This is a genomic window from Poseidonocella sp. HB161398, assembly GCF_005870025.1.
Classification (GTDB): Bacteria; Pseudomonadota; Alphaproteobacteria; order Rhodobacterales; family Rhodobacteraceae; genus Mangrovicoccus.
The window spans coordinates 17828-34727 of sequence record NZ_VATA01000064.1; the positions used below are offsets into that span (position 1 = coordinate 17828).

15 protein-coding genes and 1 pseudogene are annotated in these 16900 nt (G+C 70.5%); 7 read left to right on the top strand and 9 right to left on the bottom strand.

Annotated elements, in window-relative coordinates; genetic code table 11:
- Positions 1-9 precede the first annotated feature (9 nt).
- The 3 genes from FGX59_RS29915 to FGX59_RS29925 are packed head-to-tail and all read right to left on the bottom strand — an operon-like array spanning position 10 to position 2746.
- A complete protein-coding gene (locus FGX59_RS29915; protein ID WP_138471272.1) occupies positions 10-798 on the bottom strand; it encodes an ABC transporter ATP-binding protein in 789 nt (262 codons plus the stop codon).
- Positions 798-1628 carry an ABC transporter permease gene (locus FGX59_RS29920; protein WP_240722798.1) on the bottom strand — a complete coding sequence of 277 codons (831 nt, stop codon included), beginning with the start codon at positions 1626-1628 and terminating at the stop codon, positions 798-800. The genes FGX59_RS29915 and FGX59_RS29920 overlap by 1 nt, the downstream gene beginning before the upstream one ends.
- Positions 1619-2746 carry an aryl-sulfate sulfotransferase gene (locus FGX59_RS29925; protein ID WP_138471273.1) on the bottom strand — a complete coding sequence of 376 codons (1128 nt, stop codon included), beginning with the start codon at positions 2744-2746 and terminating at the stop codon, positions 1619-1621. Before FGX59_RS29925 ends, FGX59_RS29920 begins: the two co-directional genes overlap by 10 nt.
- Positions 2747-2923: 177 nt before the next feature.
- On the opposite strand from FGX59_RS29925, the gene FGX59_RS29930 reads away from it, so the two are divergent.
- Positions 2924-3979 carry a LacI family DNA-binding transcriptional regulator gene (locus FGX59_RS29930; protein ID WP_138471275.1) on the top strand — a complete coding sequence of 352 codons (1056 nt, stop codon included), beginning with the start codon at positions 2924-2926 and terminating at the stop codon, positions 3977-3979.
- An 824-nt stretch (positions 3980-4803) separates the two neighbouring features.
- Here the strand turns inward: FGX59_RS29930 and modD are convergent.
- Genes modD through FGX59_RS29955 form a run of 5 tightly spaced genes read right to left on the bottom strand, consistent with a single transcriptional unit; the run spans position 4804 to position 9070 of the window.
- Positions 4804-5640 (bottom strand): ModD protein, encoded by an 837-nt coding sequence (modD, locus tag FGX59_RS29935; protein ID WP_138471277.1) that lies wholly within the window; start codon positions 5638-5640, stop codon positions 4804-4806.
- A gap of 10 nt (positions 5641-5650) precedes the next feature.
- Positions 5651-6745 carry a molybdenum ABC transporter ATP-binding protein gene (gene modC / locus FGX59_RS29940; protein WP_138471279.1) on the bottom strand — a complete coding sequence of 365 codons (1095 nt, stop codon included), beginning with the start codon at positions 6743-6745 and terminating at the stop codon, positions 5651-5653.
- On the bottom strand, positions 6742-7410 hold the full coding sequence (gene modB, locus FGX59_RS29945; RefSeq protein ID WP_138471281.1) for a molybdate ABC transporter permease subunit: 669 nt from the start codon (positions 7408-7410) through the stop codon (positions 6742-6744). The genes modC and modB overlap by 4 nt, the downstream gene beginning before the upstream one ends.
- A 28-nt stretch (positions 7411-7438) precedes the next feature.
- Positions 7439-8200, bottom strand: a complete 762-nt coding sequence (gene modA / locus FGX59_RS29950; RefSeq protein ID WP_138471283.1) for a molybdate ABC transporter substrate-binding protein — start codon at positions 8198-8200, stop codon at positions 7439-7441.
- A 54-nt stretch (positions 8201-8254) separates the two neighbouring features.
- Positions 8255-9070: a TOBE domain-containing protein gene (locus FGX59_RS29955; RefSeq protein ID WP_138471285.1), complete on the bottom strand. Its 816-nt coding sequence runs from the start codon at positions 9068-9070 to the stop codon at positions 8255-8257.
- 299 nt (positions 9071-9369) lie between these two features.
- Here FGX59_RS29955 and FGX59_RS29960 point away from each other — a divergent pair, with 299 nt between their 5' ends.
- The 4 genes and pseudogenes from FGX59_RS29960 to FGX59_RS29975 all read left to right on the top strand — a co-directional run.
- The gene (locus FGX59_RS29960) at positions 9370-10581 is read left to right on the top strand and encodes a GTP-binding protein (protein ID WP_138471300.1); all 1212 of its coding nucleotides are present in this window, start codon (positions 9370-9372) and stop codon (positions 10579-10581) included.
- On the top strand, positions 10578-11198 hold the full coding sequence (locus FGX59_RS29965) for a DUF1826 domain-containing protein (protein WP_138471286.1): 621 nt from the start codon (positions 10578-10580) through the stop codon (positions 11196-11198). Before FGX59_RS29960 ends, FGX59_RS29965 begins: the two co-directional genes overlap by 4 nt.
- Positions 11198-11461, top strand: coding sequence for a DUF6525 family protein (locus FGX59_RS29970; RefSeq protein ID WP_138471288.1), 264 nt, complete (start codon positions 11198-11200; stop codon positions 11459-11461). The genes FGX59_RS29965 and FGX59_RS29970 overlap by 1 nt, the downstream gene beginning before the upstream one ends.
- Positions 11462-11663: 202 nt before the next feature.
- Positions 11664-12104, top strand: a pseudogene (locus FGX59_RS29975) (IS481 family transposase); the annotation flags it as partial.
- Here the strand turns inward: FGX59_RS29975 and FGX59_RS29980 are convergent.
- Positions 12101-12985 carry a LysR family transcriptional regulator gene (locus tag FGX59_RS29980; protein WP_138471292.1) on the bottom strand — a complete coding sequence of 295 codons (885 nt, stop codon included), beginning with the start codon at positions 12983-12985 and terminating at the stop codon, positions 12101-12103. The pseudogene FGX59_RS29975 and the gene FGX59_RS29980 overlap by 4 nt on opposite strands.
- A gap of 104 nt (positions 12986-13089) precedes the next feature.
- Here FGX59_RS29980 and FGX59_RS29985 point away from each other — a divergent pair, with 104 nt between their 5' ends.
- Together FGX59_RS29985 and parE are read left to right on the top strand one after the other, a co-directional pair.
- Positions 13090-14289: an MFS transporter gene (locus tag FGX59_RS29985; protein WP_138471294.1), complete on the top strand. Its 1200-nt coding sequence runs from the start codon at positions 13090-13092 to the stop codon at positions 14287-14289.
- A gap of 133 nt (positions 14290-14422) precedes the next feature.
- Positions 14423-16381 carry a DNA topoisomerase IV subunit B gene (parE, locus tag FGX59_RS29990; protein WP_138471296.1) on the top strand — a complete coding sequence of 653 codons (1959 nt, stop codon included), beginning with the start codon at positions 14423-14425 and terminating at the stop codon, positions 16379-16381.
- The last annotated feature ends 519 nt before the right edge of the window (positions 16382-16900 follow it).

Genomic DNA, 16900 nt, shown 5'->3' on the forward strand with positions numbered 1-16900 from the left:
TTGTCGGTGTCAGGCCGGTTCGGCCAGCATGCTGCGCGGATGCAGGAGGCCGATCACCTCGTCGCGGATATCGAGGAGGTCCGAGCCCGAGCGGCTGAAGCTGCGCGGCCGGGCCTGTTCCAGCTGGTAGTGGCGCAGGAGCCGTCCGGGCGCCTGGCTCATCACCCGCAGGTCGTCGGCCAGCAGCAGCGCCTCGTCGACGTCATGGGTCACGAAGAGCACGGTCGCCCGGTGCTTCTGCCAGACCTTCAGCAGGAGCTCGTGCATCACCAGCCGGGTCTGCGCGTCGAGCGCGCCGAAGGGCTCGTCCATCAACAGGACCTTGGGCCCGAAGGCGAAGGTGCGCGCGATGGCGACCCGCTGCTTCATCCCGCCCGAGAGCTGCTGGGGAAACTTCCCGGCATGGGCGCCGAGCCCGACCTCGTCGAGCGCCTCCCGCGCCCGCTCGATCTCCTCGCGGCGCGAGAGCCCCAGCCGCTTCAGCCCGAAGCGGACATTGCCGAGCGCGGTGAACCAGGGGAAGAGCCCGTATTGCTGGAAGATCACCCCCACCTTGTCCGAGGGCCCCTCGATCGGCTGGCCGTCGAGCGTGATCCGGCCCGAGCTGGGCGCCACGAAGCCGCCGATCGCGTTCATCAGGGTGGACTTGCCGCAGCCCGAGGGGCCGATCAGCGCTGTGAAGGTGCCGGGCTTCAGCTCGACCGAGGTGGGCGCGAGCGCGGTCACGGGGCCGGATTTGCCGTCGAAGCGGATGCTGACATCCTCGACGCGGACATGGCCCTGGGCGTGGTCGGTCATCACGATTGCTCCCAGTGGACGAGGCGCTTGCCGATGCGGTGGACGGCCAGGTCGACGGCGGCGCCGAGCAGGCCGAGGATGATGAGCAGGGAGAACATCCGGTCGGTGCGGATGTACTGCCGCGCCTCCTGCAGGCGGTAGCCGATCCCCGAGGAGGCCCCCGAGAGCTCTGCCGCGACAAGGCTGAGGAAGGCCAGCGCCACGCCCAGGCGGAGCCCGGCGAAGATGTAGGGCGCCGCCGCCGGGACGATCACGGTCAGGAATTCGCGCAGCTTCGAGGCGCCGAGCGAGCGGGAGGCGCGCAGATAGGTCTCGGGGACGTATTCCATGCCGTGATGGGTGTTGAACCAGACGGTCAGGAAGACGGTGTAGGAGATCACGAAGTACTTCGACCCCTCGCCGATGCCGAACCAGACGATGGCCACGGGGACCAGCGCGATGGCCGGGATCGGCCGCAGCACCGTCAGGAACGGGTTCAGCAGCATCCGGATCACCGGCACGCGCCCGGTCAGCAGCCCGAGCGACACGCCCAGCGACGCGCCGATGGCGAAGCCCACGGCCGCGCGGCTGAGCGAGACCGACAGGTCCTTCTGCAGCGTGCCCATCGACCACATCTCGGCGGTCGCGGCCCAGACCGACCAGGGCGCGGGAAAGATCGTCTCGGGGACGATCCCCGCCGCGCCGACCGCCGCCCAGAGGCCGAGGACGAAGGCGAAGGAGATCACCGGCCCGGCGAGCAGCGCCCGTCCGGCGGCGCGCCGCAGGCCGGCGGCACCCGGAAGGCGGGCGCGCAGCCCGCCGGGGGGAGGACGGAGATCGGTCACAGCCACGACACCTGCTCCTTCTGGTAGCGATGGGCGCGGAAGCACGAATTGTGGCTGCCGATGATGAAGCTGTTCAAGGGCGCCGGGTATTCGGCGAAATCCGGGATCACGTATTCCCAGACCAGCTCGCCCGCCCGCGTCACTTCGAAGAGCCGGCCATAGGCGCTTTCGCAGATCAGCGTGTTGCCGTTCCACAGCCGCTGGCAGGAGCCCATGTAGGGCGAGAAGAACGAGGCCGGCATCGGGTCGGCATAGCTCCAGGTCACGCGGCCGTCCGGGGTGAATTCCAGCGCGCGGGAGAAGGGCGAGGTGGAGCCGGTGCGCAGGTTGCCGTTGTCGAAGACCAGGACCGACCCGTCCTCCATCTCCACCGGCGTGTGCTGCTGCGCGACCACGTCGGGGCCGACATGCCAGGCGACCTTGCCTGTCGCCTTCTCCACCGCGATCACGCCCGAAGTGGTGCGCAGGCTCATCAGGATCAGCCCGTCCTTCGTCTCGCTGAGCCCGTTGATCATCGGCCAGTGGCGGCGGTCGAAGATCGCGTGGACCGGGAAGTCGGCCGGGTCGAGATGCTCCCAGATGCGCCATTCCCAGACGGTCTCGCCCTTGCGGTTCACCTCGCGGACGATGTCGGACTGGATCACGCCGTCGGCGCCGTCCTTGCGCGGATCGCCCCCGGTGACGCGGGCGGCCTTTTCCGCAGGCAGCGGCGCGGCGACGGTATAGAGCAGGTTGCCGTTCGGCAGCCATTGCGCGTCATGGTGGTGGTGGATGTCCTCGTGGCGCCAGACGATCTCGCCCGCGGGCGTCGCCTCGTAGAAATCGCCGCCATGCCACAGGTCCCAGGCGGGATAGAGCGCGGCCGAGGTCGCGTGGCTGCCGTTATAGCCGAGGTTGCCATTGGGCAGGAGCACCGCGTCGCGCCCCGCGCGCACCGGCATCTGCCAGCGATGGGCCAGCCGCCCCTCGATGTCGATCAGGTCGACCTGCCCCTCGGCGCATTGCCCGGCATAGAGCGTGAAGCCCCCCGCCGAGCGCGCCGGATCATGGGCGGTCAGCCCGAGGCGGCGGCGGCGCAGGGTCACCTGCTCCGGCAGGGTTGCGGTCGGTCGTGTCAGGGTCATGGCAGTCATGGCGTCTCCTTTCCGGGGTGTCCGGCCCTCGCGGCCGCTGGCTTTAAATCGTTTTAAAGACTGTATGCGCTTGCCGAGGGCGCTTTAAAACGATTTACTGGAGGCAGGCCGTCCGGGTTCGCCAACTGGCGCGAATTTGGGCGCATCGCAGGGCAGAATGGACAGAAGATGGACGATACCGGGAAGACAGGGCCGGAAATCCGCATCCCGCACCGCGCCACGGTCAAGGATGTCGCGCGACTCGCCGGGGTTTCGCCGGGCACGGTGTCGAATGCGCTGAGCGGCAAGCGCCGGGTCGACGAGGCCAAGCGGGCGCGGATCGAGGCCGCCATCGCCGAGCTCGGCTACATTCCCAACATCGCGGCGCGCGGCATCCGCACCGGGCGGGCGAACACGATCGCGCTCTTCTCGTCGATGCCCACCGCCGTCGCGGCCGGCCCCTCGAAGCTGGGCTTCATGATGGAGATCGCCGCCTCGGCCGCGCTGACCGCGCTGAACCGCAACGTGGCGCTGGTGCTGGTGCCGCCGATCGCCGATCCGGCAGAGGCGCTGCGGAATGTCTCCTTCGACGGCGCGCTGCTGGTGGAACCGGCCGAGGACGACCCGTTTCTCGGCCTGCTCTCCGCCCGGGCGATCCCGACCGTGGTGATCGGCGCCCCGCCGGGCGCGGAGCTGCCGCATGTCGAGCTGCATTACGAGGAGACCGCGCGCCTTCTCGTCCGCCACATGCTGGAGGCCGGCGCCCGCGCCTTCCCGCTGATGCTGGGCCAGAGCCGCAGGCAGTCCCATGCCGCCTTCGAGCGGGTCTACCTGGCGGAGATGGCCGCTGCGGGCCTGGCGCCGCGGGTGGTACGGGTCGGGGAAGACGGAGGCCAGGCGGCCGCGGCAGAGGCGATCCTGGCCGAGCTCTCGGCCCGTCCGGCGCTCGACGGCGTGCTCGTCCCCGTGGACGCGCTGGCCACCGGCGTGATGGAGGGGCTGCGCGCGGCCGGCCGGCGCGTGCCGCAGGACGTCCGCGTGGCGACCCGCTATGACGGCATCCGCGCCCGCACCGAGACCCCGCCGCTGACCGCCGTCGACCTGCATCTGGACCGGGTCTCCGAGATCGCGACCGAGGCGCTCCTCGACCTGATCGAGGGAGAGGCCCCGGCGCAGTTCCCAAGTCCCCCCGCGCCCGTCCTGCTGCCCCGCGCTTCCTCTGTCCCGGCAGCGGGGGACGACTAGAGCCGGGCCTCAGGCCAGCCTTGACGCAAACCGGGGCCCGGACCCGCGGCATTCGCGGCCAAAACCGGTTTCACGGTCGCCCCGATCTCCGGCACGCGGGGACTGGTCGTTGCTGCTGTAGCCGCCCCAGCATGGTGCCGGGCGCCCGTGCCGCAGGTCCAGCAGGTCCCGGACAACGGCATGGAGGCGGATCGCTCCGGAGCAGCGCCGAACCGCGAACCGGAGCAGCTCTCAGGCGGGGCTCTTCCCAGGCTATCCGGAAGAGGGGGCGCTCCCGGCCTCTCCGCCGGAAACTGGCACCGATCCGGCGGCTCAAGCCGCAGACGCTGTCGCCGATCCCGCCAGAGGATCCCGGGACCGGGGGGCCCCGAACGTCATGGCGGGATGGGCCGATGGAAGACGGCGGACCTCTATCCACGGCGGGCAGCGCCTCCGCTCCGGCAATGGCGGCGCCAGGAGCCAGGATTTTCGGATGCGTTCCCCGAGCGAGGAGACCGGACCGCGATTGCGCTGCCAGAGAGGGGCCACCGAAAGACAGTACACGGCACGGCTGGGCCAACCGCCACCTCTTCTGCAGTCCCGGAACGGCAATCGGCAGGGAGCAAGGAACCACAGGGAGGAAGGCCCGACTCGGCTACCCGCAGCGCAGAGTCCCGGCCGCAGCCGGATCGGGCCAGCCTGCAGGATCCGGCGGCGGTCTGCGGATGGCCGGCCGCGGTACCCGCGCCCAGCGGCCGGGCAGGCGCGCGGGCCCGATCCGGCTGGCTGCGGGTCAAGGGCGCAGCGGCAGCCGGGTCGGGCCTTCCGACGGCTTTCATCCGCCGTCAGGCCGGATGGAGGGCGACCGAGATATCGGCCGGCTTGGCATAGTAGGGCGCCGAGGTGACCAGCAGATCCGCGCCGCTGGCGGCATAGTCCCCGGCATTCCCGGCATTGATCCCGCCCGCAGCCGCCAGCGTGCCGGACCAGCCCGGCCGCAGCGCGCGGGCGGTTTCGGCGACCAGCGCAGGCGGGAATTTCTCCAGCTGGATCACCTCCGCCCCGGCCCGTGCCGCGGCCAGTGCCTCCTCGGGACCCGCCACCTCCGCCACGATCCGCCGCTCGGGACAGGCCGCGCGCAGCGCCGCGAGCTGCGCCGAAAGCGCGTCCTCCCCGCCGAAGGCACGGTGCTCGGGGAAGAGCAGCACCGTGTCCGACAGCCCCGCCCGGTGGATCGCCGCGCCGCCCGCCGTGACCGCCTTCAACGAGAGCGCGCGGGTCAGGGGCGCGGGCTTGCGGGTGCAGGCCACCGGCAGGCCGGGCCGGACCGCGCCCGCCGCGGCGACGATCCCGGCCGCCGCCGTGGCAATGCCCGAGGTCCATTCGACCAGCACCTGCGCCACTTTCCAGCCCGCCAGGATCGCCGCCGCGCCGCCCTCGGCGTGCAGCACCTCCGTTCCGGCCGCCGCACGGGCGCCGCTGGGCAGGAGCGGCTGCGCCACCGCGCCGAGCAGCGCGAAGATCCGCGCCGCCTCCTCGCTGCAGCAGAGCGTCATGTCCCGGCGCGCGCGCATGCTCAGCACCGCCGGCCCGTCGAGCCCGAGGCTGCGCGTGGTCAGGTCGCCGAAGGGCAGGTCCTCGGCGATCAGCCGGGCCAGGGTCTCGTCGGGAATGTGGAACATCGCAGCCTCCTCAGCGCGGCAGGGTCAGCGGATCGACCAGCGCGACCGCCTTGATCCGGGTGATGATCGTCTCGCCCGGGGTCAGCTGCAGCCGGTCCCAGGAGAGGCGCGAGATGCGGCTGAGGATGACGGCGCCCTCGCCGGCCGCGCCGAGCGCCAGGCGCACGGTCATCTGGTTGTCGCCGGCGGGCTCTCCGCCGAGGATGCGCGCGGGCAGCGCATTGAGGATGCTCGTGTCGTCGGGGGGCAGCCGCCCGAGGCTGACATCGCGCGCCGCGATCCGCAGCCGGCAGCGCCCGCCGGCTTCGCCGAGCGCGCCGGGCACCAGCATCCGCCCGCCCGGCACGTCGACCTCGCTCAGCCCGTAATGCGGCCCGTAGCAGCGGATCCGCCCGTCGAGCACCGCGCCCGGCTCGGGCCGGTGCAGGAGCGGCAGCGCGGGATCGGCCAGCATCCCCGCCAGCGGACCGGCGGCACGGACCCGCCCGGCCTCCATCAGCACCAGCGTGTCGGCCAGACGCTCCACCTCGGCCATGTCGTGGCTGACATAGAGGACCGGGATCGACAGCCCGGCATGGAGCCGCTCCAGATAGGGCAGGATCTCGTCCTTGGAGATGCGGTCGAGCGCCGAGAGCGGCTCGTCCATCAAGAGGAGCTCGGGCTGCGACAGCAGCGCCCGGCCGATGGCGACGCGCTGGCGCTCGCCGCCCGAGAGCTGCGGCACCGGCCGGTCGAAGAGAGGCGCGATGCCGAGAAGCTCCACCACCTCGTCGAAGGCGATCGCGGGACCCCGGGCGCGGCTGCGGCGGCGGCCATAGCCGAGATTGCCGGCCACCGAGAGATGCGGGAAGAGGCTCGCCTCCTGGAAGACATAGGCCAGCGGGCGGCGGTGGACGGGACGGAAGCGGCGGCCGGACTGCCAGAGCTCGCCATTGACCCGCAGCTCGCCACCTTGCAGGCGCATCAGCCCCGCAATGCAGCGCAGCATCGTCGTCTTGCCGCAGCCCGAGGGGCCGAAGAGCGCCGTCACCCCCTGCCCCGGCGCGCGGAACCCGGCATCGAGGGCGAAGCGGCCGAGCCGGCCGGAGAAGCGGGCCTCGATCATGGGCGGCCTCCGGCGAGGCGGCGCTCGATCAGGGTCATGGCGAGGATGACGAGGAAGGAGAAGGCGAGCATGCCGCCGGCCAGCAGATGCGCCCTGGCCCAGTCGAGCGTCTCGACATAGTCGAAGATCGTGATCGAGATCACCTTGGTCTGGCCGGGGATGGCGCCGCCGATCATCAGCACCACGCCGAATTCGCCGACGGTATGGGCGAAGCCCAGGATCGCCCCGGTCAGGATCCCGGGGCTCGCCAGAGGCAGTGCCACGGTGGCGAAGGCGTCGAGCGGATGGGCGCGCAGCGTCGCCGCCACCTCCATCGGCCGCGGCCCCATCGCCTGGAAGGCGTTGCGGATCGGATTGACCACGAAGGGCAGCGAGTAGATGACCGAGCCGAGCAGCAGCCCCTCGAAGCTGAAGGCCAGCGAACGGCCGAGCAGCGCGGTCAGCGGGCTGTGCGGCCCCATCGCGATCAGCAGGTAGAAGCCCAGCACCGTGGGCGGCAGCACGATCGGCAGCGACACCAGGGTCGCCGCCACGTCGCGCAGGATCCCGCCGCCCTGCGACAGCCACCAGGCCAGCGGCGTGCCGATCAGCAGGAGCAGCACCGTCGTCGCCCCGGCCAGCCGGAGCGTCAGCAGGACCGTCTGCATCATGGTTTCGTCGAACATGGCTGGGCTCCTTTCCTGCCGGGCCGGATCAGCCGCCGAAGCCGTAGCCATAGGCTTCGATGATCGCCTGCGCCGCCGGTCCCTTGAGGAAGGCCAGATAGGCCTCGGCCGCCTCGTTGCCCGCGCCCTGCGCCAGCAGCACCGCATCCTGGCGGATCGGGGTGTAGAGATCGTCCGGCACCAGCCAGCTCGACCCGTCATCCTGCCCGGCGAGCTGCGACAGCGCGACGAAGCCCGCCTCGGCATTGCCGGTCATCGCGAACTGGTAGGTCTGGGTGATGCTCTTGCCCTCGACCAGCTTCGGCGCCAGCGCGTCCTCGAGCCCGGCGGCGGCGATCACCTCGACGGCGGCGGCGCCATAGGGGGCGGTCAGCGGATTGGCGATGGCGACATGCGCGACCGCATCCCCGGCCAGCACGTCGGGGCCGCCATCAACGAGGCCGGGCGTGGCGCTCCAGAGCACCAGCTTGCCGGTCGCATAGGTGAAGCGCGTGCCCGCGGCGGCATAGCCCTCGGCCTCGGCCTTCTCCGGGCGGACCTGGTCGGCGGCCAGGAAGACGTCGAAGGGCGCGCCCTGGCTGATCTGGGTGAAGAGCTGGCCGGTCGAGCCGAAGCTGTAGGTCACCTCATGGCCGGTCTCGGCGGTGAAGGCGGCGCCGATTTCCTCGGCCGCGGCGGTGAAATTGGCCGCCACGGCGACGGTGGTCTCGGCGGCGGAGGCGGCGGTGCCGAGGAGGAGGACCGCAAGAAGGCTTCCGGCGCCGCAGCGGGCCAGTCGGGAGAAGGTCATGGGAGGGATCCTTTCGGGAGGCTTTCGGGGAGGCTGGGGAGGAAGGAGGTCAGGTCAGGGCAGCGCGACGATGACATGGCCGGCCTTGAACATGGCCGTTGCGGTGTCGCCGGGCTCGAGGCCCAGCCGCGTCGCGCTTTCGATGGTGATGATCGAGGTCACCGTCTTGCCGCCGCCGATATCGAGCACGATCTCGCTGTTGACCGCCCCGTCGCGGCGCGCGGCGATCCTGCCGGTCAGCACGTTGCGCGCCGAGACCGGGCTGGCGGGCACGCCCGCGGCGAGGATGATGAAGGGCGCCTTGACCAGGGCGTAGACCTCGCTGCCCTCGGCAATGCCCATCTCCGAGGCGCTCTTCTCGGTGATGACGGCGGTCAGCGCCTGCGCGTCGGTGAGCTTCATCTCGACGATGGAATTGACGGCGCCTTCGGTCACCTTTGTGACCGTGCAGCGATAGGCATTGCGCGTGCTTGTCTGCATCATGATGTTCCTGAACAGGGTTGCGGGAGGATAGGCGAGCCCGGCCAGCTCGCGCTCGAGCCGCGCCGCGGCCCGGTCGAGCGCCTCCTGCAGGCGGGTGAAGCTGGCGATCAGCGCGCGCCCGGCCGGGGTCACGGTGGCGCCGCCGCCGCGCCTGCCGCCCGGCGAGGCCGTGACGAGCGGGTCGGGGAAGAGGTTGTTGAGGGTGCTGATCGCGTCCCAGGCGGCCTTGTAGCTGAGCCCGACCTCGCGCGCCGCCGCCGAGATGGAGCCGTTGCGCCCCACCGCCTCGAGCAGCCGGATCCGGTCGCGCCCGATGCGCGAGGCGCCGTCGCGGCCGAGCGAGAGCGCGGCGGTCAGATGGGTGTCGGCGAGCTGGGTCTCGTCCATGGGACCTCCTGGCGGGGCCGGCGTTATGAAGTCCGGCTACATAACGGACCAGAGCATGCGGCGTGCCATGTCCCGCCCCCTGCCCCGGCCTGCCGCGCCGCAGCATGGAATGTCGGGTCTCCGACAGGCGCCGGTCGCAAAGGCGACAATCCGCGCCCCCTTCGCGAAGCGCTTGCGGAATGTAATGTTATACTGTAACGATTCTGGCCGGGCCGGCGCGCGACCGGCGGTCCCCCGAATCCCGCAACACCCAGCCCCGGCGGCGCCCTGCCGGCCGGGCCCGGAGACATATTGCCATGATCCCAGAGCGCAGGCTCCCCGTCACCGTCCTTTCCGGATTCCTCGGCGCCGGCAAGACGACGCTGCTCAACCGCGTGCTCAACAACCGCGAGGGCCGCCGCGTCGCCGTCATCGTCAACGACATGTCCGAGGTGAATATCGACGCCGACCTGGTGCGCGCCGATGCCGAGCTGAGCCGCACCGAGGAAACCCTGGTGGAGATGTCGAACGGCTGCATCTGCTGCACGCTGCGCGACGACCTGCTGAACGAGGTCCGCCGCCTCGCCGCCGAGGGCCGCTTCGACTACCTGCTGATCGAGTCGACCGGCATTTCCGAGCCGCTGCCCGTCGCCGCCACCTTCGAGTTCCGCGACGAGCAGGGCGACAGCCTCGCCGATGTCGCCCGGCTCGACACGATGGTGACCGTGGTCGACGCGGTGAACCTGCTGGGGGACTTCTCCAGCCACGACTTCCTTGCCGATCGCGGCGAGACCGCAGGCGCCGGGGACGAGCGCACGCTTGTCGACCTCTTGACCGACCAGATCGAATTCGCCGATGTCGTGGTGCTGAACAAGGTCGCGGATGCCAGCCCCGCCCAGGTCGATGCCGCGCGCAAGATCATCCGCAGCCTCAATGCCGACGCGAAGATCATCGAGACCAGCCACGCGGCGGTGGCCCCGGGCGACATCCTCGATACCGGGCTCTTCGATTTCGACCGCGCGCACGAGCATCCGATGTGGGCCAAGGAGCTCTACGGCTTCGCCGACCATGTGCCCGAGACCGAGGAATACGGCGTCGCCAGCCATGTCTACCGGGCGCGGCGGCCCTTCGATCCGCAGGCGGTCCACGACTTGCTGAACGGCCCGCTGCCCGGCGTGATCCGCGCCAAGGGGCATTTCTGGATCGCCACCCGCCCCGACTGGGTGGCGGAGTACTCGCTGGCCGGGTCGCTCAGCTCGGTGCGGCCGCTCGGCACCTGGTGGGCCGCGGTCCCGCGCGAGCGCTGGCCCGAGCATGACAGCGCCCGCAGCTATCTGGCCGAGCACTGGCAGGAGCCCTGGGGCGACCGCCGCCAGGAGATCGTCTTCATCGGCGCGGGCATCGACTGGACGGCGCTGAAGGCGCGGCTCGACGCGGCGCTGGTGCCCGAGGCCCGGGCCGCCTCCCCTGCCGCGCTGCCCGCGCTGGCCGATCCCTTCCCGGCCTGGCGCCGGGCCGGCGCGGCGGCATGAGCCTCGACCTGCCCCGCCTGGCCGCCACGGCGGAGACCGGCCCCGGCCCCAGCGTGCTGCGCCGGATCGCCGGGGAGGGCGTCGCCCTGGCGATCTGGCAGCGGCGGCTGGCGCCGGAGCTGCGCGACTGGCTCGACCGGCTTCCCGCCCCGGCGCTGCCCTCCTTCCGCCAGGTGCTGCCGGCCCTGCATCTGCGCCCGGCGGTGCTGGCCGCCTGCCGCGCGGCGGGGCTCGGCGACGGTCCCGGCCCGGCGCTCCTGGCGGACGAGATCTGCCAGCAGGCACGACTGGCCGCCGATGCCTTCGCCTGCCCGCTCCTGCGGGTCCGGCTGTCGGTGGCGGCGCGGCGGAGCTGTCCGAAATGGCATGTCGACGCGGTGCCCGTGCGGCTGGTCTCGACGCTGCGCGGACCCGGCACGGAATGGGGCATGGTCGGCCCCGGCGGCACGCCGGAAGAGGTCCGGCGGATGGAACCGGGCGAGGTCGGGCTCTTCCGCGGCGCGCTCTGGCCCGGCGACGAGCTGGCGGCGATCCTGCACCGCTCGCCCGAGCCCGAGCCCGGCCGGCCGCGGCTGGTGCTGGTGCTCGACCCCGCAGAGCGGCGGGAGCTGCATTGATGGCCGCGGCGCGCAATCTCGGCGCGACCGCGCTCAAGCGGCGCTGGCGGCGGGGCGATCCGATGCGCGACTACGACGCCCTGCCCGCGGAGCTGCGGCGCTGGATGGCGGCGGCGGCCCTGCCCTGGTCGCCGGCCTCCTGCCGCCGGATCTGGGCAGGCGCAACGTCCCGCGGCGAAAGCATCGCGGAGATCCTCGCCCGGCTCGACCGCGCGGAAAGCCGGGCGCTCGCGCGCGAGGCGGACACGGGACTGCGCGCCTGAGGCTGCCCCTTTGCGGCGCGGCCCGAACCACGCATGGCGGGCGCCGTCGATTGCGGCCCGCAGGCCTCCCTGCGGCATCGGGCGTCCGGAACATCGGCACGCCATCCGGGGACCTGTCCGCCCGGCTCTAGGATCGTGTCCCATCGCTTGGTGCAGGAGGGCGCGCCCGGCCGGGGATGACGCTGGCAGACAGAATTCCGTCGAGTTGCACCGGAAGGCCGGGAAGATGGCGGCCGTGCAATTCCCCGGAAACCTCGTGGCAGCGCTGCCCTACCGCATCCATGCCGTGCTCACCGGCTTGCCGATGGCTGCGCCACCGGTCCGCATTTTCGGCAGGGTCTGCGAAGAGAACGCCATCCCGCTCCGGCTGACGAAGATCAAACAGCCTTGGACCAACGGCCAGGTCGAGCGGATGAACCGCATGATCAAGGAGGCGACCGTCCAACGGTATCACTGCGACACGCACGCGGAACTGGAAGGCCACCTGGCCGCGTTCATCGCTGCCTGCAACTGCGCCCGGAGATTGAAATTGAAGACGCTGAGGGGCCGAACACCGTTCGAGTTCATCTGCGGAAAATGGACAAATGAGCCGGATCGCGTCAAAGCCGATCCGACCCACCACACCCCGGGACCAAACACCTAGCCCAGCCGTTCCAGAACGGTGCGGCGCAGGATCGGCAGCACGGCCTCCACGGCGCGGCTGCGGCGGGCGCCATGCGGCAGGACGAGCTGGATGTCGCGATGCAAGGGCGGCGCGAAGCCGGTCCAGCCGAAGCGCCCGGCCGCCGCCATCCCCGCCACCGCGCTGCGCGGCAGGATGCTCAGCCCCATCCCCTTCGCCACCAGCTCCAGCAGCAGCTGGAAGGCGGCGGACTCGGCCAGCACGTCGAAGCGGATGCCTGCGCGCTCTGCCGCCTGGTCGACGATCAGCCGCAGCCCGTTCTCGGCGCTCGGCAGTACCATCCGCTGACCGTCGAGCGCGGCGAATTCCGCCGGCGCCTCCAGCAGCGGATGGCCCTCGGGCCCGACCAGCAGCAGCTCCTCGCGCACCATGTCCTCGGCGGGGAGCTGGCCGCCGCTGCGATAGACCAGCGCCATGTCGATCTCGCCGCGATGGAGCCAGCCCAGCAGATGGCTGGTATAGCCCTGCTGCAGGCTCAGCCGGATGCCGGGATGGGCGGCATGGACCGCCAGCGCCAGCTCCGCGCCGATCACCGCCGCCGCCGAGGGCACCAGCCCGACCGCGACCTTGCCCTGCGGCGCCTCCTCCATGCTGCGCACGTCCTCGACCCCCTGCTCGAGCTGGCGCAGAAGCCCCGAGACCCGCGCCTGCAGGAGCTTGCCCGCCGCGGTCAGCGCCATGCCCTCGCGCGAGCGGGCGAAGAGCGTCTGGCCGACCTCGCCTTCGAGGATCCGGATCTGCCGCGACAATGCCGGCTGGGCGATGCGCAGCCGGTCGGCCGCGGCGCTGAGCGAGCCGGCTTCGGCGACGGCGAGGAAGGTCTGGAGCCGCTTGAGATCCATGGGCGGGGCATTCCATAAAATTTCGGCATAGATGGATTGCCTTGATTATATTTTCGTTATGACCCGGCGTCCAGTAGAAGCGCTCCGAACTGCCGGAGACCGCCATGCCCGCCACCCTCGCCGCCCCTGCCTGGCCCATCGACCACCGCCGCCCCGGCTTCGTCCGGATCTGCGCCGCGCTGGTGATGTGCGGCGCCACCGCCTTCTCGGCGCTCTATTTCGTCCAGCCGCTGATGCCGGTCTTCGCCGCGGAATTCGGCATCGGCGTGACCCAGGCGGGGATGAGCCTGAGCCTGCCGACCTTCGCGCTGGCGCTGGGGCTGGTGGTCACCGGGCCGGTCTCGGACGCGATCGGGCGCAAGCCGGTGATCCTGTTCTCGACCCTGGCCACGGCGGTGCTGCTGCTGGCGATGGCGGCGGCGGCGAGCTGGGTGCAGTTCCTGGCGCTGCGCACGCTGCTGGGGCTGCTGCTGGGCGGGATCACGGCGATCAACCTGACCTACCTGGCCGAGGAGATGGAGCGCGAGAGCCTCGGCCGCGCCGTGGGCTACGTGCTGGCGGGCAATTCGATCGGCGGCATGCTGGCGCGGCTGCTGGTGGGCACGATGGTCGACACGACGGGCTGGCGCCTGCCGGTGGCGGCACTGGCGGGGATCGCGCTGCTGTCGGCGGCGCTGCTCTGGCTCTGGCTGCCGGCCTCGCGCAACTTCCGGCCCCGCCGGGCGCGGCTCGGGCCGGTGATCGCCGCCTACCGGATGCACCTGCAGATGCCGGGGCTGCGCGACGCGGTGCTGCAGGGTTTCCTTCTGATGTCCTGCTTCGTCGCCTTCTTCAACGTCATCGGCTTCCACCTGCTCTCGCCGGGGATCGGGCTGGGGCAGCATGCGGTGGGGCTGGTCTCGATCGCCTTCCTGCCCTCGACCTTCGCCGCGGTCGAAAGCGCCCGCGCGGCCGAGCGCTTCGGCCGCCGCCGGGTGGCGCTGGCCGCGACCGGACTCGCGATCGCCGGGGTGCTGCTGACGCTCTCGCCCTGGCTGCCGCTCCTCTTCCTCGGCATCCTCCTCTTCACGCTGGGCTTCTTCGGCGCGCATTCGCTGGCGGCCTCGGATGTCGGACGGCTGGCGACCGAGGCGCGCGGCCAGGCCACGGCGCTCTACCAGATCGCCTTCTATGTCGGCGCCAGCCTCGCGGGCGTCACCGCGGGCCTCGCCTGGGACCAGGGCCACTGGACCGGCGTGGCCGGCGCGCTCTGCGGCATGCTCGGCCTCGCCGCGGCGATCCGCTTCCGCAGCCGTCCCGACTGAGGCGCTTTGCCCCCGCGCTGCCCGGAAAACTTGCATTCTGCGGGCTTTCCCGGCAGCGGCGGATCACGGCCCCTTTCCCCTCCCCCCCAATTAGCCTATCCTGCCCTTTGACCCACAAGACCTAGGGACGCAGATGGCCGACGATCTCCTCTCCACGACCCAGACCGATACCTATGACGCCTCCTCGATCGAGGTGCTCGAAGGGCTGGAGCCTGTCCGCAAGCGCCCCGGGATGTATATCGGCGGCACGGACGAGCGGGCGCTGCACCATCTGGTCGCCGAGGTCCTGGACAACTCGATGGACGAGGCGGTGGCGGGCCATGCCAACCGCATCGAGGTCGAGCTGGCGGCGGACTACTCGGTGACGATCCGCGACAACGGCCGCGGCATCCCGATCGACCCGCATCCGAAATTCCCCGGCAAGTCGGCGCTGGAGGTCATCCTCTGCACGCTGCATGCGGGCGGCAAGTTCTCGGGCAAGGCCTACCAGACCTCGGGCGGCCTGCACGGCGTCGGCGCCTCGGTGGTCAACGCATTGTCGGACCACATGCGCGTCGAGGTCGCCCGCAACCGCGAGCTCTACGCCCAGGAATTCTCCCGCGGGATCCCGCAGGGGCCGGTGGCGAAGGTCGGCCAGGCGCCGAACCGCCGCGGCACCTCGGTCACCTTCCATGCCGATGCCGAGATCTTCGGCGACAAGCGGTTCAAGCCCGCGCGGCTGCTGAAGATGGTCCGCTCCAAGGCCTATCTGTTCTCCGGCGTCGAGATCCGCTGGAAGACCGAGATCGACGACGGCGAGACCCCGAAGGAGGCGGTGTTCCACTTCCCCAACGGCCTGGCCGACTACCTGGCCGAGACCCTGGGCAGCGCCTCGACCTATTCCGAGCGCCCCTTCGCCGGCAAGGTGGAGTTCCAGGAGAAGTTCGGCGTGCCGGGCTCGGTCGAATGGGCGATCAACTGGACGCCCTCGCGCGACGGCTTCATCCAGTCCTACTGCAACACCGTGCCGACCCCCGAGGGCGGCACGCACGAGGCCGGCTTCTGGGCGGCCGTGCTGAAGGGGCTGAAGAGCTATGGCGAGCTGGCGGGCCAGAAGAAGGCCGCCTCGATCACCCGCGAGGACCTGATCACCGGCGGCTGCGCACTGGTCTCGTGCTTCATCCGCGAGCCGGAATTCGTCGGCCAGACCAAGGACCGGCTGGCCACGAGCGAGGCCTCGCGGCTGGTCGAGGGCGCGGTGCGCGACCGGTTCGACAGCTGGCTGGCCGGGGACACGAAATCCGCGGGCGCGATCCTCGACTTCCTGATCCTGCGCGCCGAGGAGCGGCTGCGCCGCCGCCAGGAGAAGGAGACCGCGCGCAAGTCCGCCACCAAGAAGCTGCGCCTGCCGGGCAAGCTGGTCGACTGCTCGCAGTCCCAGCGCGACGGCACGGAGCTCTTCATCGTCGAGGGCGACTCGGCGGGCGGCTCGGCCAAGATGGGCCGCGACCGCAAGACCCAGGCGCTGCTGCCGCTGAGGGGCAAGATCCTCAACGTGCTGGGCGCCGCCAGCTCGAAAATGTCAGCGAACCAGGAGATTTCCGATCTCTGCCAGGCGCTCGGCGTCAGCATGGGCACGCGGTTCAACATCGACGACCTGCGCTACGACAAGGTCATCATCATGACCGACGCGGATGTCGACGGCGCGCATATCGCCTCGCTGCTGATGACCTTCTTCTTCTCGCAGATGCGGCCGCTGATCGACCATGGCCATCTCTACCTGGCCTGCCCGCCGCTCTTCCGCCTGACCCAGGGCGCCAAGCGCGTCTACTGCCTCGACGAGGCGGAGCGCGACGAGTGGATGGCGAAGGGGCTGGGCGGCAAGGGCAAGATCGACGTGTCGCGCTTCAAGGGTCTCGGCGAGATGGACGCCAAGGACCTGAAGGAGACGACGATGGATCCGGGCTCGCGCAAGCTGATCCGGGTGTCGATCGACGAGGACGAGCCGGGCGAGACCGGGATCCTGGTGGAGCAGCTGATGGGCAAGAAGCCCGAGCTGCGCTTCCAGTACATCCAGGAGAACGCGCGCTTCGTCGAAGAGCTGGACGTCTAGGGCCCGAAAATCCCCAGATTCGGACAAGGGAATTCGGGTATTTCTGATCGCGCTATGGTTCGCGACCGGAACTTTTCTGGGCTTGGATTTCCGCGGCGAAAGCCTTTCGGCTGCTAAGGAAACTCTTGGAGTGTTCTTGCCGACCATTGGGGCGGTTCTTACGATCTGGATGATCGGAATACAGATCCGGAAGTCGTCGGAGGATTCCCGAGCACAGATGCAACACTCTCAAAACTTGGCACTCTTCGAGAAAAGATACTTAATCTATGAAGATATTCAATCCTTGACGAGAGAGGCTGTAACTCAGCACGAAACCTATGTGCGAGATTTTTTTTCTGAAGCTCAAATCGGTTGACCTGGCCGAATACATCTTTGATTCAGAGATCGCAACTCTCGCTCCCGAATTTCGCAAACAGATCTTGGACCGGCCTTGTTGCACAAATCGGGGGCTGAGCGCGGTTCCCCTTTCCCCGGACGGACTTATCCTACGGCCACAGTGACGGGTATGCCGAGCGCGGT